The organism is Neorhizobium lilium, assembly GCF_004053875.1.
Lineage (GTDB): Bacteria > Pseudomonadota > Alphaproteobacteria > Rhizobiales > Rhizobiaceae > Neorhizobium > Neorhizobium lilii.
In genome coordinates, this window is sequence record NZ_SBIP01000002.1 from 473,613 (window position 1) to 491,144 (window position 17,532).

Below are 17,532 nucleotides of genomic sequence, written 5' to 3' on the forward strand. Positions count from 1 at the left end.
TGAACATCAAGTGGGGGGCTTGGAGTGCATAGGGTAAATTGGAACGGCTCCCCTGGAGGGAATTCCGGTCAGGACCAGGCTTTCAATTTAGCCCAGGCACGCTCAAGATCTACCCTGGCGGTCGCGGGGCTTAAGGAAAACGGATGACGCATTCCGTTGAAAGTCGATTTATAGCCATCGTTTCCGGTGCGCTTCTGATCGTGGTTGCCCCGCTCTTCACTCTGTTCCTGGCGCTTTCGTCGCAGCAGGCCACGCAAAACTTGCGGGGGCATGTCGATGTCGTGCTTGATACCAATTCACGAGCACTCGCAAAGCCGCTGTGGGATCTGGATACGGACAGCGTCGAGCAGGTCATCACAGCCCTGGTTGCCGATAGGACGATCTCGGGCGCTCGTGTGACGGACACGACTGGAAAGCTCAATCTCTACAGCGGCATGACCGAGAATCTCGACATGGGAGACTTAACGCTCATGTCGCGCCCGATCTTCTACAATGCGCAGCAAGGGCCGCAGGAGGTAGGAACGGTCACGGCTTACGTGCAAATGCCGGGCTGGTTCTCCGCGCTGCATGAGATCGAATTCGCCTTCGTCTCCATTTTCGTCATCGCCATTCTGACCGTCTTCGGCGCCGCCATCCTCGGCAACCGACTGATGGTGATCAAGCCGCTGATGCGCCTTACCGCCGCCGTGGAAGCCACGCGCAAGCTGGGCTCTCGCCACCACGTCGATTGGCGCTCCAGTGACGAGATGGGGCGGCTGGCGAAAAGCTTTAACGAGATGCAGACGCTGCTCGAACGCGAGGAACGGGAAATCAGGCGTGCGCATCAGCAGGCGACCGAGATCTACAATCTCACCCCGGCCATGCTGTTCTCGCTCACCTCCAACGACCACATTGCAGCAGTCAGCGACTACTGGCTGCTGGTCACGGGCTACCGCCGCGAGACGGTTATCGGGCATCCGTTTTCGGAACTCGTCGCACCGGAGAACCGCGGATTTTACGCGGCGCGCAAGCAGCATCGGAAAGCAGGCGGGCCGGCGCTCGAACTGACTGTCCGATTCATCTGCATGGACGGCAGGCTTATTGACGTGCTGATCGTCGAAACAGAACTCACCGGCACAAGTGCTCATGTCGCCGGCTCTCTCAGCGTCATGACCGACGTCACCGAACTCAAGCAGTCCGAACTGCGCAATCGCCGACAAGCTGTCACAGACCATCTGACAGGACTTCTCAATCGCCAGGGCTTCGAAGCCACGCTTGAAGACAGAATCAAGGAAGCGGATCGAAGAAACAGTGAGCTGGCTTGCCTCTTCGTCGATCTGGATCGTTTCAAGGCGATCAACGACAATCTTGGCCACTCCGCAGGCGATGCCGTGCTGCGGCAGTTCGTCGAGCGCATCCAGCCCATGCTCCGCGAAAACGACACAGCGGCCCGCCTCGGCGGCGATGAATTTGCCATCCTCCTGCCCGGAGACGTCGCCGACCAGCGCGGCCATGAATTGTGCCAGAAGATCGTGGACATGTTCGAGGCGCCTTTCCGCGTTCAGGGAACGACGATGCGCCTGAGTGCCAGCATAGGGCTCGCCTTCTATCCGGGGCACGCTTCAAGCGCTGCGGAGCTGCTGCAGAAGTCGGACCTTGCCATGTATGCCCGCAAGCGCGACGGCAAGAACGGCGCACAGGTCTTCGACGAAGCCATGCTGGACCAGACAAGAGAAAGGGCCGAAATCGAGAACGACATCGATCTCGCCATCACAGCCAGCTGGTTCGAAGCGCATCTGCAGCCAATCGTGGATATTACCACCGGCCAGCCTTCGGGCTTCGAGGCCTTGATGCGCATGCGCCATCCCCGCAAGGGCCTGATGTCGCCGGCCTCCATCATTGGCGTGGCCGAAGAGAACGGCACGATCGGACAGATCGGCAATCTTATCCTGGAAGATGCGGTTGCAAATCTGGCCCGCGTATCGCGCCTGCCCGGCATGCGGGACACGTATGTCGCCGTCAATTTTTCGCCGTTGCAGTTCGACCACGCCTTGCCGACACGCCTGTCAGGGATTCTCGGCCGCTACGGCATCCTTCCTTCGCGGCTGGTGGTGGAAATAACAGAAGCCGTCCTCATGCACGACAACCCGGATATCCGGACGATCCTCAACGAGATCCATGAGTTCGGCTGCCGGATCGCGCTCGATGACTTCGGAACGGGCTACTCGTCCCTGAGCTATCTCAGCCGGTTCCCGGTGGATATCGTCAAGATCGATCAGTCCTTCATCCGCTCACTCGGTGAACCGGCAAGCGAGATCGGCCGGAAGAACACGATGCTGATCGAGGGCATACGGGCAATTTCCCATCAGATGAACTGCAAGGTCGTGGCCGAGGGCGTCGAGACGGCCGAGCAACGTTCTCTGCTGATGCAAATGGGTGTAGATTATGCTCAAGGCTACTACTTCTCCAAACCCCGCGAAATTTCGGAATTGCTTTCGGTGCTCTCAGTGGAAATGACCGACATTGCATCCTTGGCGGGTTAAGGGCGACAGCCAAGGACGAGACGCGGATTTCACCCGCAACCACGCTCGTTCGGAGGCTGGAATATGAAAGAGGCACTGCTGCTTTTTGCCGGTCTGGGCGTGGCCAATTGCGCCTTCGCCCAACAATCCATCACCTTCAGCACGGAATCCTACCCACCTTTCAGCTACCGCGATAGCGACGGCAGCTACAAAGGCATCGGCGTGGAGCAGGTTGCGATCATCATGCGCGATGTCGGGCCACCCTATACACTGGAGATAATGCCCTGGGCTCGCGCGATCACGCTGGCCGAGACGCGGGAATGGCACTGCGTCTTTGCCGCCGCCCGCACGCCGGAGCGCGAAACCCGCTTCAAATGGGTGGTGCCCCTCTATATCGATCGTAGCATCCTCGTCCGCCATGCCGGTTCGAATGTTCATGCCGGCACACTTGACGAGGCTAGGCAGTTCACTCTCGGCACCCACAGGGAAGACTATACTGCGCAGATTTTGAAGAGCCTCGGCTTCCCCAAGATCGATCTGAGCGCGGACATCGATACGACCCTGCGCAAGCTGCTTGGTGACCGCATCGACATGATGCCCATGTCGGAGAGCGTCTATGACAAACTCAAGACCGATGGCAACCCGATCGAGAAAGTCATCGTGCTCACCGAGCAGCAGCTTGGCATCGCCTGCAACAGGAACATCCCGGACGATATCATTGCCAGGATGCAATCGAATCTCACGAAAATGATTGCCGACGGAACCCAAAGAGCGGTCGAAAAGAAGTACGGCATCAACCGTTCCCAGTAGAAGAGAAGCCTCGTTCGGCTGGCACACTGAAACCAGTTGACTTTCTCTTCGTTTCGCGATGGTGAAAGCCATCGGTCCAGGACATATTTTTTCATGCTCATCATCGCGGGTCTCGGCAATCCCGGCGCCAAATACTCGGCCAACCGGCACAATATCGGCTTCATGGCGTTGGACGCGATCCAACGCCGGCCAGGCTTTGCGCCATGGTCCAAGAAGTTCAAGGCAGAGATATCGGAAGGCGAGCTGGCGGGCGAGAAAGTCCTGCTCATGAAGCCGCAGACCTTCATGAACCTCTCCGGCGAAGCCGTGGGCGAAGCGATGCGCTTCTACAAGCTTGGCCCGGAAAACATCATCGCCATCTATGACGAACTTGACCTGATGCCGGCCAAGGCGCGCATCAAGACCGGTGGCGGTCATGGAGGTCATAACGGGGTGAAATCGCTCGACGCCCATTGCGGCAGGGAATATCGCCGCCTGCGGCTCGGCATCGGTCATCCCGGTGCAAAGGAACTGGTGCACAACCATGTCCTGGGCGATTTCGCCAAGGTGGACCAGACCTGGCTTTCGCCGATGTTGGACACGCTTGCGGACAATGCGGAAATGCTGGTGAAGGGAGAGGATTCGCAACTGATGAACAAGCTGGCGCTTGCGGTGGGCGCAAAGCCGGACCCGGAGTCCGCTCCAGCCAAGGCTTCGGCGAAACCCGCTGCCAAGCCTGCCGGTAAATCCCACATTCATCAGGCCCGCGGCGGCGCAAAGCCAAGCATTCCATCGAGCGGCCCCATGGCGGACATGCTCAAGAAAATGTTCGGCAATAAGCCGGAATGACCCCCAGACCTACGACCTCACTGTTTCAAATCGGAACCGCTCAATGACGAAGATCCAAACCACCGACATCGCGAGCGAACTTGTGACGCTGCGTGATTTCTGGCGCTACGCGATCTCGCGTTTCAATGCCGCCAAGCTGAGCTTCGGCCACGGCACCACGACCGCGACGGACGACGCAGCCTTTCTCCTTCTCGACTCGCTCGACCTGCCCATCGACACGCTCGATCCTTTCCTGGATGCTCGATTGACGGCGGACGAGCGGCGGCTTCTCGCCGAGCGAATCGATGCCAGGGTTTCGACCCGCAAGCCCTCCGCCTATCTCACGGGCCGCTCCTACATCCAGGGTATCCGCTTCCGCGTCGATGAGCGGGTCATCGTGCCGCGCTCCCATATCGGCGAAATTCTCTTCTCCGAATATCTGGGGGATGACGAGCCTGTATATCTTCCCGATCCAATCGCCGTCGAAAGCGTCATCGACGTCTGCACCGGTTCGGGGTGCCTGGCCATCCTGGCTGCCAAATTCTTCCCCAATGCAGAAATCGATGCCGTCGATCTTTCCGCCGATGCCCTGGCGGTCGCCGAGCTCAACGTCGGTGACCATGAGGTTCAGGATCGGTTGACGCTCCATCAGGGCGATTTGTTCCAACCGATCGGCAACAGGAAATACGACCTCATCATCACCAATCCGCCTTATGTGGATCACGAGGAAATCGACGCCTTTCCGGAAGAGTACCGGGCCGAGCCGGCCATGGCCTTCGACGGCGGACTTGACGGGCTCGATATCGTCCGACAGTTGCTTTCGGAAGCCCCGGCCCATCTCAATCCTGGCGGCGGCATGATCTGCGAGATCGGCAACGGGCGTCATATCCTGGAAGAGGAGTTTCCGGACCTCGAATTCGTCTGGCTCGAAACCGCAGAAGCACCCGACAGCGTGTTCTGGATTTCGGCGGAAGCTTTGGGCGTGTCGATCAAGAAGAAGCGCTGACGCTGGCCGTCACGCAGCTTGAGGCAGGAAAGATCTACTCCTCAGGTTCCGTCACGAACATCAGCGGAAAACCCGCTTCCTTGGCGAGATCGACAGCCTCCTTGGCTTTGGTCTCGGCGATATCCTTTGTGCAGACAACGACAACAGCGGTTCCCAGCTGGTGCGCGGTCAGCATGACACGGCTACCCGCCTCCTCGCTCATGCGGAACACGGCCTTCAGGACCATGGTCACGAATTCGCGCGGCGTGTAGTCGTCATTCACCAGTATGACCTTGTAGAGCTTGGGACGCTCCAGCTTCGGCTTGGTGACGGTCTTTGGTTTGAGGGTAGTATTGCCCGGCATCGGCATCCCCTGATGACCCCGGCCTGGTTGGCCGCATTCGTCGCTATATCGCATCGCGACCTTGACATTTCAAGCAAGCGGAGACGGGCAGACATTCAGCCGGCGTCGAGAAGAACCACCTCACGGCCTTTGTCTCGGACGATTGAAGCGGCCTGCCTGTCGAAGGTTACGAACCTGGTCCCGCCCAGCTTGCGGCCCTCGAATTCAATGACGCCGTCCGCGAAATCTCCGCCGGCCTGAAGGAAGGCAAGGCCTGCTTCGACGGCCTCCTCGTCGCATGTGACGTTTGAGCTATTGATAAGCCGGAGAACGGCGGAGATCACCATCTCCTTTCGCAGCTTATAGCTCCGTGACAGCACCCACACAAACTCGCAAAATACGGGAAGCGGAATCGCGATCTCGTCAGCATCAGCAAGACATCCTTGCGCGATGTTCGACTGCCTCGGATCATCATCCAGAGCTGCGCGAAGCAGAATATTGGTGTCGAGGATGATCAAGGTTCGCTTGCCCAGGCTTTGTCGATCTCTTCTTTAATTTCGTCCAGAGTAAAATGAAGGCCGTGTTCATTTTTCACGCTGCCGAAGACGTCCAAGATATTTCCAGTCTTTTCGCGTACGCGCGCCAACTTCAGCGTACCATCTGCACCGTGCTTGACGTCAAGATGATCCCCCGGCTTTACGCCAAGATGATCGAGAACTTCCTTCTTCAGGGTAATCTGCCCCTTGGCGGTGACTTTCAGTCTAACCATTGCTGCCTCCACATCATTATAAAGGTAAGGCAAAACTGCCTTACCTGCAAGACTGGCGTCCCGGAATGACCCCAAGCCTTGACCGCTTCGGCAGTTTCGCCCATAGCCAAGCCAACGAAAATCTTCACAAAGACAGGGTCCGGACCCATGGGTTTCAAATGCGGTATCGTGGGCCTGCCGAATGTCGGCAAGTCCACGCTTTTCAATGCGCTGACCAAGACGGCCGCGGCGCAGGCTGCCAACTATCCGTTTTGCACGATCGAGCCCAACACGGGCGAAGTGGCCGTTCCGGATCCGCGCATGAAGACGCTGGCCGACATTGCCGGCTCGAAGGAAATCATTCCGACCCGCATCTCTTTCGTGGATATCGCCGGCCTCGTGCGCGGCGCGTCCAAGGGTGAAGGCCTGGGCAACAAGTTTCTGGCCAATATTCGCGAAGTCGATGCCGTGGTGCATGTACTGCGTTGTTTCGAGGATGACGACATCACCCATGTCGAAGGGCGGATCGACCCGGTTGGCGATGCCGATACGATCGAGACGGAGCTCATGCTCGCCGACCTCGAAAGCCTGGAGCGCCGCGTCGAGCAGACCCGCAAGCGCGCGGCCTCGAAGGACAAGGAATCGCTCGCTCAGCTGCCGATCATGGAAGCGGTGGTGAAGCTTCTCAACGACGGCAAGCCGGCCCGCCTGCTCCTGAAGACGCTGGCGGCCGACGAGATCGAGATCCTGAAGGGCCTGAACCTCCTGACCTCGCATCCGGTGCTCTACGTCTGCAACGTCGCGGAAGCCGATGCAGTCGATGGCAATCAGCACACGCAGGCCGTTGCCGCCATGGCCAAGGAACAGGGCGCCGAATGCGTCATTATTTCCGCGGCGATCGAATCAGAGGTCGCCCAACTGCCGGAAGAAGAGTCCAAGGAATTCCTGTCGGCGCTCGGGCTTGAAGAAGCAGGTCTCGACCGCCTGATCCGGGCCGGCTATCACCTGCTCGACCTCATCACCTATTTCACCGTCGGTCCCAAGGAAACCCGCGCCTGGACCATCCGGCGCGGCACCAAGGCCCCTGCCGCCGCCGGCGTCATCCATACGGATTTCGAACGCGGCTTCATCCGGGCCTTCACCATCTCCTATGACGATTATATCGCCTTCAAGGGAGAAGTCGGTGCCAAGGAAGCAGGCAAGGGCCGCGACGAAGGCAAAGAATATGTCGTTCAGGACGGCGACGTGATCCACTTCCGCTTCAACACCTGATCCGGACCGGGCTTACCGGCAGGTCGCTTGACGCTTGCCGCAACGCCAGATGATTTGCCACACAGTGAGGGGACCTTCTCGATGCGCCTGCTTATAGCCCTGTTGTTCTCCACCGCGCTCGGCACTCATGCTTCGAGCGCGGCCGAAATCACCTATGAGGGCGCAAAGCAGATCAAGGAGAAGATCCTCTCCTACCTGCCGGAGGGCTTTGCCAGTTCGGGCCTGATCGAGGTCCGGCCCGGCACCAGCGCTTATGATCTCACGGTCAATCCCGCTGTTCTGTTGAAGGACATCGACCCCAAGACTATCACGGTCTCCGGGCTCAAGCCTCTGCTGTCGGCACTCCGGCCTCTCGACGATGGAACCTGGCAGTTTTCCCAGTCCGACAGTCTGGATGTGAAGGGCTCGATTACGGCCTCGGAACAGACGTCCGATTTCAGCTACAAGATCGATGCTTTTCGCTTCGACGGTGTCTATGACCCGCAAATTCTCTACTTCAGATCTGCAGAAATGACCGCGGACGGCATGGCGATGACGTCAAAGTCCGGTCCACAATCGCTTGATGCCCGCTTCGGTTCTCTGAAGTCGACGATGGATAGCAGGCAAGAGCCGCAAGGCAAGGTGACACTTCACTCCAATGCCCTCGTCAAGTCCTTCGCTGAAACGGTTATCGATCCTTCCGGACTGCAGGTCGATTTTTCGGCCGACAGCCTATCGATGGATGTCTCCCTCAACGGGCTGGCTTTCAAGCCGCTGCAGGACATGGTCCTGTTCGTCATGGACAAGGTCAAGGAAGAGACCGAGACCGTGTCAGCCGAGGATAAAGCCCGCTTGACGCAGATGATCCGGGCCAGCCTTCCGGTCTTCGATGGCTTGGCCGAAACCATCGACTTCACCAATCTGGATATCGCGACGCCGGCCGGCAAATTCGGCGCCCAGACGGTGCGCTATTCCATCAATTCGACAGGCTTGAGCGACGGCGCAAAGGCCGGCTTCGGCATTGCTTTCGACAAACCGTCGATCCCGCCTGGTCTCATCCCGGACGCTTACGAGGTGGCCGTGCCGGAAAGCTTCGCCATGAACATCTCGGTGGATAAGCTCAATCTCGCCAGTGGCATCAACTATTTCCTGGACCACGCGGATTTCGATGCGGCTGCGCCGCTTGACGATCAACAAACAGCGGAAATCGAGCGTATCTTCCTGCCTGGCGGAGCTGTTACCGTTCGCTATGACGAGGTGCGGGCGCGGTCGTCGATTTATGACGTCAGCCTCTCGGGAACCACCACTTTTTATCCTGAGGAAACCGCCCGGCAGAACACTGAAGTGACTGTTTTCGCCCGGGATCTCGACAAGACGATTGCCTATCTGCAGCAAAATGCGCAGACCGTACCCGACTTCAACCAGGCCGCCTTTTTCGTGCTCATGGCCAAGGGGTTTGCGAAGCAAATGCCGGATGGCAGCAATATGTGGGCCGTCTCCGTCGATGAGACCAACAAGGTCAAGATCAACGGACAGGACCTACCCTTTTAGGCGGAGCGAGTGAGGGTTGCCGGCACCAGCCGCGGCTCTTGAAATGTTCGAGGAGGACGTCATGCTGTGTTTCGAGGATTTCCAGCCAGGCCATTCCTTCGCGCTCGCCACCCACCAGGTGACGGCCGACGAGATTGTCGAATTCGCTACCGAGTTCGATCCGCAGCCCATGCACCTGTCCGAAGAGGCCGGCCGCGCGAGCATTCTCGGCGGCCTGTCTGCCTCCGGCTGGCATACGGCAAGTCTCTTCATGCGCATGATGTTCGACGGCTGGCTGTCGCGCTCCACCTCGGAAGGCTCGCCGGGTATCGACGTCATGGAATGGAAGAAGCCGGTACTGGCGGGCGATACCCTCTCCGGCCGCTCCACGGTTCTCGATGCGCGGCCGTTACGCACTCGCCCAGGCCTTGGCCTCGTCAAGTTCCAGCACGAGGTGCAAAACCAGCGCGGAGAGGTGGTGATGCGCGGTGAAAACCCGATCATGATGCGCATGCGAGACCCAGATGAGGCAGCCGCATGAGGCTGATGGAACTCTCTCCCACAGGCACCAGGGTCGTCACTGGTACGCTCGTCTTCACCCCGGAAGATATTATCCGCTTCGCGCGACAGTTCGATCCGCAACCCTTCCATGTGGATCCGGAAGCGGCCAAGAACTATGTGTTCGGAAGCCTCTGCGCCTCCGGCTGGCATACCTGCGCGGGCTGGATGAAGATGTTCCTCGCCTATTGGCAGGGCGAAGTAGCACGCCTGGAAAGCGATGGCTTAACCGCGCCCAAGCTTGGCCCCTCGCCCGGCTTCCGCAAGCTGCAATGGCTGAAGCCCGTCTACGCCGGCGACAGCATCACCTATTCGGTCACGCTGCTCGATTCTCGGCCTTTGGCGTCCCGGCCCGGCACCTGGATCAACATGACCCTTAACGAGGCCGTCAACCAGAATGGCGAGCCGGTGATGCGCTACGAAGGCAGCGTGCTGGAATTCGAATAGTGCTCCTCACCTGACGGAGGCCGCCGCGACACCGGCCCCGACCATGACGGCGCCCGAAGCCCGGTTGAGCCTGCGGAGCATGGCCGGCTGTTTCAACATCCGTCGCGCGCGGCTCGCCAGGAAGACATGCCCGCCGATCACCACCGCCTCCACCGCAAGGATCACCACGACCATGGTGAATGCCTGCCGCAAAGTCAGTTCCGCCCCAACCACATTGGGCAGCAATGCGATGTAGAAAAGCGGCATTTTCGGATTGCCGAGGTTGAGCAGCACGCCCGTTGCAAAACTCTTCCACAGATTTCCGGAGCCTGGAATATCTGTACTCTCGCGCACGACCGGCTCTGCAAACCAAAGTTTCAGTCCCATCCAGATGAGATAGGCGGCTCCGGCATAGCGCAGCACCAGCATGACCCCGCCCATTTCGGCCGCAACCGTGGACAGGCCGATACAGGCCAGAAGCAGAAAGACGAGGATGCCGGCGACCGTACCCAGCCCATAGGCAATGCCGGAGGCTGTGCCATTTGCAACGGTACGCGCGACAATGGTGACATTGTCAGGGCCAGGACTTGCCGCGAAAACGAAGAAGGCACCGGCAAACAACAAAAGCGTCGTGGCATCCATGGGCAGCTTCCCTCATCCGGTTGAAAGCAACAGCATAACCCTGACGCGCCGCCTGGCAATCACCGGAAGATGGGGATGAATTGTTGGCTTGGGCACGCGACTTCGCCAGTGCAGCGGCATCGGCCAGGTCCCCATTTAGGGCCGCCACTTCTAGTGCCCGGAAAACTCCACCAGCGTGCGCACTTCGACGCCCAGGGCCTCGAGCTTGGCGCGGCCGCCAAGATCGGGAAGGTCGATCACGAAACAGGCCGAGACGATTTCCGCCCCCTGCTGCCGCAACAGTTTGACGGCGCCCTCGGCCGTGCCGCCGGTGGCGATCAGGTCGTCGGTCAGGATCACCTTCTCGCCGGGCTTTACGGCATCCACGTGCATTTCCATCTCGTCCACGCCATATTCCAGGCTGTAGGCGATGCGGACGGTCGCGTGGGGAAGCTTGCCCTTCTTGCGGATCGGCACGAAACCGGCCGACAGCTGATGCGCGAGCGCGCCGCCGAGGATGAAGCCTCGCGCCTCGATGCCGGCGATCTTGTCCACGCCCAGCCCCTGATAGGGTGCAACCAGCTGATCCACCGCCTCGCGAAAGGCAGCAGCATCCCCGAGCAGCGTGGTGATGTCGCGAAACACGATTCCCGGCTTCGGATAATCGGCAATGGCACGAATGGAGGCGGCAAGCTTGGTATTGGAAGACATGACATTCGACCGATAGGAGAAAGACTTTGGCGCCAGCTTATCAACCGGCGCCGCCGTGCCCAACAAAAAAGGCGGAGCCGGCTAGCTCCGCCTTTCGATGAAATAAGACGAGATCTTAGTGTTCTTTGCTGGCGTAGACCGACTTCTTCGTGAGGTAGATCAGGCCGACGAAGATCAACAGGAACACCATGACCATGAAGCCGGTCCGCTTGCGTTCCTCCAGATGCGGCTCGGCAGCCCACATCAGGAAGGCCGAAACATCCTTGGAATACTGGTCGAGCGTCTGCGGCGATCCGTCGTCATAGGTGACTTGGTCGTTGTTGATCGGCTGCGGCATGGCAAGCGTGGCCGCCGAGGCGAAGTGCGGATTATAGTGTCCACCGGGCGGGACCTGGAAGCCTGCAGGCGGGTTTTCATAGCCTGTCAGCAGCGAATAGATATAGTCCGGGCCGCCTTCCTGGTACTGCGTGAACATATCGAACACGAATTGCGGGAAGCCACGGGTCACGCCGCGCGCCTTGGCCAGCAGCGACATGTCGGGAGGTGCGGCACCGTTATTGGCCGCAGCTGCCGCTTGGGCATTCGGATAGGGTGACGGGAAATAATCCGAAGGCACGGCTACGCGCTCGAACATCTCGCCTGCGTCATTCGGTCCATCCTGAACCTTGTAGTTAGCGGCGAAGGTTTTCACCTGCGCTTCGGAATAACCCAACTCCTCGAGCATCCGGAACGGAACCAGGCGCATGGAGTGGCAGGCGGAACAGACTTCCGTATAGACTTTAAGGCCGCGCTGCAGCTGAGCCTTGTCGTAATGCCCGAACGGACCGGCAAAGCTCCAGGCAACCTCTTTGGGATGCTTGAGCGGATAGTGCGGCGTTTCGGATTCCGCGTGCTCTGCAGCGGGAGCCGCTGCATGGTTTTCCTGCGCGATGGCTGCGGCTCCGCCAAGACCCGCCACGAAGGCCAGCGACAGGAGGCTTGAAACAAGCTTCTTCATTTCTCTCTTCCCTCTCGGTCGCAGGCGTCAAGCGCTGGCATGGCCAGGCTTGAGCTTCTCCATGTCGGACTTGTTCTTCTTCTCGAGCACCGCTTCCGTGATGGAATTGGGAATACGCCTCGGTGTCTCGAACAGGCCGAGCAAAGGCATGATGACCAGGAAAAAGCCGAAGTAGTACAGCGTACCGAGCTGGGCCAGAGTCGTGGTGAGATCGGTCGGCTGGCCGGAGCCGAGCCATCCCAGCAGGATGCAATCGGCCACGAAGAGCCAGAAGAACAGCTTGTACCAGGGACGATAGACTGCGGAACGAACTTTGGACGTATCGAGCCAGGGCAGGAAGAACAGGATGATGATCGAACCGAACATCACGAGGACGCCGCCAAGCTTGGAGTCGATCGGGCCGACATTGAAGGTGATCGCACGCAGCATGGCGTAGAACGGCAGGTAGTACCATTCGGGGACGATATGGGCCGGTGTCTTCAGCGCGTCGGCCGGAATGTAGTTGTCCGGATGACCAAGGAAATTCGGCATGTAGAAGACGAACCACGCATAGAACAGCAGGAACACGGCAACGCCCAGCGCATCCTTCAGCGTCGCATAAGGCGTGAAGGCAACCGTGTCCGTCTTGGTCTTCACTTCGACGCCGGTCGGGTTGGTCTGGCCGGTCACATGCAGCGCCCAGACGTGCAGGATAACGACGCCGACGATCATGAAGGGCAGCAGATAGTGCAGCGAGAAGAAGCGGTTCAGCGTCGGCTGATCGACGGCAAAGCCGCCAAGCAGAAATTGCTGGATCCAATCGCCGACCACCGGGAAGGCCGAGAAGAAGCCGGTGATGACGGTCGCGCCCCAGAAGGACATCTGCCCCCAGGGCAGGACATAGCCCATGAAGCCGGTTGCCATCATCAGCAGGTAAATGACGACGCCAAGGATCCACAGGATCTCGCGCGGCGCCTTGTAGGAACCGTAATACAGGCCGCGTGCAATGTGCGCATAGACGGCGATGAAGAAGAAGGAGGCGCCGTTGGAATGCAGGTAGCGCAGGAGCCAGCCATGGTTGACGTCGCGCATGATCTTTTCGACGCTGTCGAAGGCAAGCCCTGTGGAGGCCGCATAGTGCATGGCCAGTACGATGCCGGTGACGATCTGTACGATCAACATGACCGACAGCATGGCGCCGAACGTATAGGCATAGTTCAGATTGCGCGGAACAGGATAGGAAACGAAGCTGTCATGGATCATGCGCGGCAGTGGAAGCCGCGAGTCGATCCACTTTTCGATGCCGGTGGACGGCTGGTATGTGGAATGCCCACTCATTGATTTAGATCCCCCTCACCCGATCTGGATCACTGTGTCGGACGTGAACTTGAAATTCGGTATGGCCAGATTCTGAGGCGCGGGGCCTTTACGAATACGGCCCGCCGTATCGTAAACCGAGCCGTGACAAGGACAGAACCACCCATTGTATTCGCCGGACTGGCCAAGCGGCACGCAACCCAAATGGGTGCAGGAACCGATCATCACGATCCAGTTTTCCTTGCCCTGGCCGCCGGAGCGGTCCGCGCCCGTAGCCTGTGCGTCGACAGGCAGATTGGCATTGCGCGCGACCGGGTCCTTCAGCTCGCCGAGCGGAACAGCATTTGCTGCTTCCACTTCCTGCTGCGTCCGGTTGCGGATGAAGACCGGCTTGCCGCGCCACTTGACCGTCAGCGACATGCCGGGCTCGAGCGCGGCCACATTGACCTCGATCGAGGCCAGCGCCAATGTCGAGGCGTCCGGACGCATCTGGTCTATGAACGGCCAGGCGACTGCTGCTACCCCGACCGCTCCCGCCATGCCGGTCGTCAGGTACAGAAAGTCGCGGCGAGTGGGCTCGCCAAGGGTTTCGCTATGTGTCTCGTGCTCGCTCACGGTTCTACCATCCTCTCGCAATCCCGAAAACCGCTTTGCCGCCTCTCGCGAATCTAATCTGATCACAATTAGACCACAGAATCCCCGGCAATTCGGCGCGTTCTATGCTTCATCGCAAATTATGTCCAGTCTTGGCAAGGGCGCCTGGCACAATGCTGCGGAAACCTTAAGCCCGGTCCACAACCGTGTGAGCGTATGTTCTTCGCACTTGCGTAACGGCAACAATCCGAGGGGTTTAACCGCTGCGTCGGAAGGAGTGGCCAAACCCCGTTTCGAGGTGGTTTGAAGCCCCGTTCGCCGCGCTCTTCGGCGTTGCAACAAACCTGCCCTCATGCTAGGTCGCAGCGCAGGCGAATGGCAGCCTTTCGGACCGGGTTATCATGAGACAGACGTTATCGGTTGCCATCTGCGTCATCGTGTCGCTAGTCCTGGGCGCGCTGGTAACGCGCTATTTCCACCCTCACTGGATTTTGGCGACACTGCACAGCCTGCAGCTGCATTTCGCCATTGCTTGCGTCGTTGCCATGCTGGTGGCCGTCGCACTCCACCGCCACCCGCTTGTCTACGCCCTGCTGGCCTGCGCCGTAATCCTGACGGCGCATACGTTTTATATGACAAGAGACCTCGCGGTTTCGTTTACCGACACCGATGCCGCAGCGCCGACCTTCCGGCTGATGTCCTTCAACATCCTGTCCGACAATTTCGAGAACGCCGATGCCATAGCAACGGCGATTATTGGCTCCGGCGCGGACGTGGTGAACGTCATGGAGGCGGCCCCCCTCTACAACCAGCTCGCGCGGCTTTCGGAGACCTATCCCTACCGGCTCGGCTGCGGCGTCATCGTGCTCAATGACTGCGACCAGTTGATGCTGTCCAAGGTTCCGCTCGAAAACGCTTCCGTGCGGACGCTGAGCGACATATTCGAGAACCGCTTCATCCTGGCGCAGGTCACTCTGGCAGGCCGCAGGATCAATATCGGCGGCATCCACACCACCAAGCCCTATTTCGACAACTTCCATACGCTGGAACTCATCCGAGCGGCATTGGCGATCACTGACACGGACGGTCCGCTCATCCTTTCGGGCGATTTCAACGCATCGAGTCTCGCTCCCAATATGCGCGCCTTCCTGAAATGGACGGATCTTCACCCGGCTTCCTGGGAGGCTGCGACCTGGCCCATCGAGGCTGGGGATTTCGGCGTTCCGATCGATCACGTCTATGTCCGCTCACCCCTCAAGATCAAGAGGCTCCAGCGACTGTCGGATGCCCTCGGCTCCAACCATTACGGCCTGATGGCGGAGGTCGCGATTACCGGCCCCTGACACAGGTTACTGCGCAGCGTCCGCCGCCACGAAGCCGCCGGACTGGCGGGTCCACAGGTCTGCATAAAGCCCCCCTCGTGCTAATAGCTCGCCATGCGTGCCCTGCTCGATGATCCGGCCATTGTCGATCACAACCAGCCGGTCCAGCGAGGCGATGGTCGAAAGGCGGTGGGCAATTGCGAGAACGGTCTTGCCCTCCATCAGCCGGTCGAGGTTCGACTGAATGGCCGCCTCCACTTCCGAATCGAGAGCCGATGTCGCCTCGTCCAGAACCAGGATCGGCGCGTCCTTCAGCATCACGCGGGCAATCGCGATACGCTGACGCTGACCGCCGGAAAGCTTGACGCCCCGTTCGCCCACATGCGCGTCGAATGCCTTGCGGCCCCGCTGGTCCTCCAGCGTCAGGATGAACTGGTCTGCCTCCGCCTTCCGCGCGGCCTCCAGCAATTCCTCATCCGAGGCGTCTGGACGGCCGAACAGGATGTTGTCGCGCACGGATCGATGCAGGAGCGACGTATCCTGCGTCACCATACCCAGATTGGCGCGCAGCGATTCCTGGCTTACCTGCGATATGTCCTGCCCATCGATCAGGATGCGGCCCTGCTGGATATCGTAGAAACGCAGGAGCAGGTTGACGAGCGTCGATTTGCCGGCGCCAGAGCGGCCGATAATGCCGATCTTCTCACCCGGTCGGATGGTCAGTGAAAAATTTTCGATAACCGGTCTGCCGGAGCCATAGGCAAACGACACGTTCTCGAACCGAACTTCCGGGCTTCGAACGACGAGTTCCTTCGCATCGGGAGTATCGACCAGACCGATCGGCTGGGAAATCAGTTCGGCGGCATTCTGCACCGTTCCGAAATTGCGCATGATGCCGTTGAACTGCGTCATCAGCCGGCCCAGCAGGAAGTTGAGCCGCAGCACCAGGGCCAAAGTGAAGGCGACGGCGCCGGCGCTGATCTTGCCTGAAAGCCAGAGATGAATGCAGAGCGCTGCCATGCTGGTGATCATCACGCCCGACAGCAGCGCCATCGAGGCCCGCACGCCGGTGATGAACCGGGTGAACATGATCAGCGTGTCTTGATAGACCTCGAAGCCCTGCCGCATGTAGCGGTCATTGGCTTCGTCGCGACCGAACAGTCGCAGTGTCTGGATATTGCTGTAGGCATCGACCATTCGGCCGCTCAGCATGGAACTGGCTTCCGCCGTCTCGCGCGAATGATAGCGGATGCGGGGCACGAAATAGCGCGCCAGCAGCGAGAAGATGAAGACCCACAGGCAGACGACGACCGCGAGCCGCCAGTCGAGCCCTCCCACCAGAAACAGCATAGACGCGGCATAGATCAGCACGAACCATACGCTTTCCATTAACGAGGTCACCAGATCGCCGACCGCCTGCCCGCCAGACCAGACCTTGGTGACGATGCGACCGGAGAAATCGTTCTGGAAGAAGGACAGCGATTGCCGCGCCACGTGCATATACGACTGCCAGCGCACCAGATTGTAGAAGCCAGGGGTGATGATCTGCTGGTCTATCAGCGCCGTGAACAGGGTCACGATAAAGCGCACGACCGCTATTAGCACCAGCATGCCGACCAGTTCCGCCCCGTGCTGGGATAGAAGTCCGGGCCAGCCATCGCCCGCCTTCACCGTAGCGAGAATATCCACCAGCCGCCCGACGAACCAGAAAAGGGCGGCCTCGATGCTTGCCGTCAATCCGCCAAGCACCAGCATGGCGAGAAACGGCGCCTTGGCCTGGGAAACGTAGAACCAGATGAACGGAAAAACGCCTTCGGGCGGCCTCAGGTCCCCCCGCCTGGCGAATGGTTTTATCCAGTTCTCGAAGCTGCGGAAGACGGAAATTATCATGACCGGGATATAGGCGGATTCTCTGTGAGGGGAAAGGTTCTCGCCGATTACATTTCGGCAATGCGGCACGAGCGTCGTAATCCCTCCAAACGAAGACGGCGGCCCGAAGGCCGCCGCTGTTCCATCATGATCGAAGATCCAT

18 protein-coding genes are annotated in these 17,532 nt (G+C 59.5%); 9 read left to right on the forward strand and 9 right to left on the reverse strand.

Annotation, left to right across the window (positions count from 1 at the left end; all coding sequences use genetic code 11):
- Nucleotides 1–143 precede the first annotated feature (143 nt).
- From EPK99_RS08485 to prmB, 4 genes are all read left to right on the forward strand, one after another.
- On the forward strand, nucleotides 144–2,522 hold the full coding sequence (locus tag EPK99_RS08485; RefSeq protein WP_128442603.1) for an EAL domain-containing protein: 2,379 nt from the start codon (nucleotides 144–146) through the stop codon (nucleotides 2,520–2,522).
- 63 nt (nucleotides 2,523–2,585) lie between these two features.
- Complete coding sequence (locus EPK99_RS08490) at nucleotides 2,586–3,311, forward strand: substrate-binding periplasmic protein (RefSeq protein WP_128442604.1); 726 nt, start codon at nucleotides 2,586–2,588, stop codon at nucleotides 3,309–3,311.
- Between the two features lie 93 nt (nucleotides 3,312–3,404).
- Nucleotides 3,405–4,139: an aminoacyl-tRNA hydrolase gene (gene pth, locus EPK99_RS08495; RefSeq protein WP_128442605.1), complete on the forward strand. Its 735-nt coding sequence runs from the start codon at nucleotides 3,405–3,407 to the stop codon at nucleotides 4,137–4,139.
- 43 nt (nucleotides 4,140–4,182) lie between these two features.
- Nucleotides 4,183–5,124, forward strand: coding sequence for a 50S ribosomal protein L3 N(5)-glutamine methyltransferase (gene prmB, locus EPK99_RS08500; RefSeq protein WP_128442606.1), 942 nt, complete (start codon nucleotides 4,183–4,185; stop codon nucleotides 5,122–5,124).
- 34 nt (nucleotides 5,125–5,158) lie between these two features.
- On the opposite strand, the gene clpS is transcribed toward prmB, so the two are convergent.
- From clpS to EPK99_RS08515, 3 genes are all read right to left on the reverse strand, one after another.
- Nucleotides 5,159–5,467: an ATP-dependent Clp protease adapter ClpS gene (clpS, locus tag EPK99_RS08505; RefSeq protein ID WP_128442607.1), complete on the reverse strand. Its 309-nt coding sequence runs from the start codon at nucleotides 5,465–5,467 to the stop codon at nucleotides 5,159–5,161.
- A 95-nt stretch (nucleotides 5,468–5,562) separates the two neighbouring features.
- Nucleotides 5,563–5,964 (reverse strand): type II toxin-antitoxin system VapC family toxin, encoded by a 402-nt coding sequence (locus EPK99_RS08510; RefSeq protein WP_205909080.1) that lies wholly within the window; start codon nucleotides 5,962–5,964, stop codon nucleotides 5,563–5,565.
- Nucleotides 5,961–6,215 (reverse strand): AbrB/MazE/SpoVT family DNA-binding domain-containing protein, encoded by a 255-nt coding sequence (locus EPK99_RS08515; RefSeq protein ID WP_128442608.1) that lies wholly within the window; start codon nucleotides 6,213–6,215, stop codon nucleotides 5,961–5,963. The genes EPK99_RS08510 and EPK99_RS08515 overlap by 4 nt, the downstream gene beginning before the upstream one ends.
- Before the next feature lie 147 nt (nucleotides 6,216–6,362).
- Here EPK99_RS08515 and ychF point away from each other — a divergent pair, with 147 nt between their 5' ends.
- From ychF to EPK99_RS08535, 4 genes are all read left to right on the forward strand, one after another.
- Complete coding sequence (gene ychF / locus EPK99_RS08520; protein ID WP_128442609.1) at nucleotides 6,363–7,466, forward strand: redox-regulated ATPase YchF; 1,104 nt, start codon at nucleotides 6,363–6,365, stop codon at nucleotides 7,464–7,466.
- An 81-nt stretch (nucleotides 7,467–7,547) separates the two neighbouring features.
- Entirely contained in the window at nucleotides 7,548–8,996 is a 1,449-nt protein-coding gene (locus tag EPK99_RS08525) for a hypothetical protein (RefSeq protein WP_128442610.1), read from the forward strand.
- Between the two features lie 61 nt (nucleotides 8,997–9,057).
- On the forward strand, nucleotides 9,058–9,516 hold the full coding sequence (locus EPK99_RS08530; RefSeq protein ID WP_128443373.1) for a MaoC family dehydratase: 459 nt from the start codon (nucleotides 9,058–9,060) through the stop codon (nucleotides 9,514–9,516).
- Nucleotides 9,513–9,980, forward strand: coding sequence for a MaoC family dehydratase (locus tag EPK99_RS08535; protein WP_128442611.1), 468 nt, complete (start codon nucleotides 9,513–9,515; stop codon nucleotides 9,978–9,980). Before EPK99_RS08530 ends, EPK99_RS08535 begins: the two co-directional genes overlap by 4 nt.
- Before the next feature lie 6 nt (nucleotides 9,981–9,986).
- Here the strand turns inward: EPK99_RS08535 and EPK99_RS08540 are convergent, their stop codons facing one another.
- The 5 genes from EPK99_RS08540 to petA all read right to left on the reverse strand — a co-directional run bounded on the left by EPK99_RS08540 (nucleotide 9,987) and on the right by petA (nucleotide 14,199).
- Nucleotides 9,987–10,601, reverse strand: coding sequence for a LysE family translocator (locus EPK99_RS08540; RefSeq protein WP_128442612.1), 615 nt, complete (start codon nucleotides 10,599–10,601; stop codon nucleotides 9,987–9,989).
- A 150-nt stretch (nucleotides 10,602–10,751) separates the two neighbouring features.
- Nucleotides 10,752–11,291, reverse strand: coding sequence for an adenine phosphoribosyltransferase (locus tag EPK99_RS08545; RefSeq protein WP_128442613.1), 540 nt, complete (start codon nucleotides 11,289–11,291; stop codon nucleotides 10,752–10,754).
- Nucleotides 11,292–11,406: 115 nt separating this feature from the next.
- Nucleotides 11,407–12,288, reverse strand: a complete 882-nt coding sequence (locus EPK99_RS08550) for a cytochrome c1 (protein ID WP_128442614.1) — start codon at nucleotides 12,286–12,288, stop codon at nucleotides 11,407–11,409.
- A gap of 27 nt (nucleotides 12,289–12,315) precedes the next feature.
- Nucleotides 12,316–13,605 carry a cytochrome b gene (locus EPK99_RS08555; protein ID WP_128442615.1) on the reverse strand — a complete coding sequence of 430 codons (1,290 nt, stop codon included), beginning with the start codon at nucleotides 13,603–13,605 and terminating at the stop codon, nucleotides 12,316–12,318.
- A 15-nt stretch (nucleotides 13,606–13,620) separates the two neighbouring features.
- Nucleotides 13,621–14,199: a ubiquinol-cytochrome c reductase iron-sulfur subunit gene (gene petA, locus EPK99_RS08560; RefSeq protein WP_128442616.1), complete on the reverse strand. Its 579-nt coding sequence runs from the start codon at nucleotides 14,197–14,199 to the stop codon at nucleotides 13,621–13,623.
- A gap of 380 nt (nucleotides 14,200–14,579) precedes the next feature.
- Between petA and EPK99_RS08565 the strand changes: the two genes are divergently transcribed.
- Nucleotides 14,580–15,521 carry an endonuclease/exonuclease/phosphatase family protein gene (locus tag EPK99_RS08565; RefSeq protein ID WP_128442617.1) on the forward strand — a complete coding sequence of 314 codons (942 nt, stop codon included), beginning with the start codon at nucleotides 14,580–14,582 and terminating at the stop codon, nucleotides 15,519–15,521.
- A gap of 6 nt (nucleotides 15,522–15,527) precedes the next feature.
- On the opposite strand, the gene EPK99_RS08570 is transcribed toward EPK99_RS08565, so the two are convergent.
- Nucleotides 15,528–17,390 (reverse strand): ABC transporter ATP-binding protein, encoded by a 1,863-nt coding sequence (locus EPK99_RS08570; protein WP_128442618.1) that lies wholly within the window; start codon nucleotides 17,388–17,390, stop codon nucleotides 15,528–15,530.
- Nucleotides 17,391–17,532 lie beyond the last annotated feature (142 nt).

Coding starts and splice junctions, on each gene's coding strand:
- prmB (WP_128442606.1), top strand. CDS start 4,183: ATGACGAAGATCCAAACCACCGACATCGCGAGCGAACTTGTGACGCTG.
- EPK99_RS08555 (WP_128442615.1), bottom strand. CDS start 13,605: ATGAGTGGGCATTCCACATACCAGCCGTCCACCGGCATCGAAAAGTGG.
- EPK99_RS08525 (WP_128442610.1), top strand. CDS start 7,548: ATGCGCCTGCTTATAGCCCTGTTGTTCTCCACCGCGCTCGGCACTCAT.
- EPK99_RS08535 (WP_128442611.1), top strand. CDS start 9,513: ATGAGGCTGATGGAACTCTCTCCCACAGGCACCAGGGTCGTCACTGGT.
- EPK99_RS08545 (WP_128442613.1), bottom strand. CDS start 11,291: ATGTCTTCCAATACCAAGCTTGCCGCCTCCATTCGTGCCATTGCCGAT.
- EPK99_RS08515 (WP_128442608.1), bottom strand. CDS start 6,215: ATGGTTAGACTGAAAGTCACCGCCAAGGGGCAGATTACCCTGAAGAAG.
- EPK99_RS08540 (WP_128442612.1), bottom strand. CDS start 10,601: ATGGATGCCACGACGCTTTTGTTGTTTGCCGGTGCCTTCTTCGTTTTC.
- EPK99_RS08530 (WP_128443373.1), top strand. CDS start 9,058: ATGCTGTGTTTCGAGGATTTCCAGCCAGGCCATTCCTTCGCGCTCGCC.
- EPK99_RS08485 (WP_128442603.1), top strand. CDS start 144: ATGACGCATTCCGTTGAAAGTCGATTTATAGCCATCGTTTCCGGTGCG.
- EPK99_RS08550 (WP_128442614.1), bottom strand. CDS start 12,288: ATGAAGAAGCTTGTTTCAAGCCTCCTGTCGCTGGCCTTCGTGGCGGGT.
- EPK99_RS08490 (WP_128442604.1), top strand. CDS start 2,586: ATGAAAGAGGCACTGCTGCTTTTTGCCGGTCTGGGCGTGGCCAATTGC.
- ychF (WP_128442609.1), top strand. CDS start 6,363: ATGGGTTTCAAATGCGGTATCGTGGGCCTGCCGAATGTCGGCAAGTCC.
- pth (WP_128442605.1), top strand. CDS start 3,405: ATGCTCATCATCGCGGGTCTCGGCAATCCCGGCGCCAAATACTCGGCC.
- EPK99_RS08565 (WP_128442617.1), top strand. CDS start 14,580: ATGAGACAGACGTTATCGGTTGCCATCTGCGTCATCGTGTCGCTAGTC.
- clpS (WP_128442607.1), bottom strand. CDS start 5,467: ATGCCGGGCAATACTACCCTCAAACCAAAGACCGTCACCAAGCCGAAG.
- EPK99_RS08570 (WP_128442618.1), bottom strand. CDS start 17,390: ATGATAATTTCCGTCTTCCGCAGCTTCGAGAACTGGATAAAACCATTC.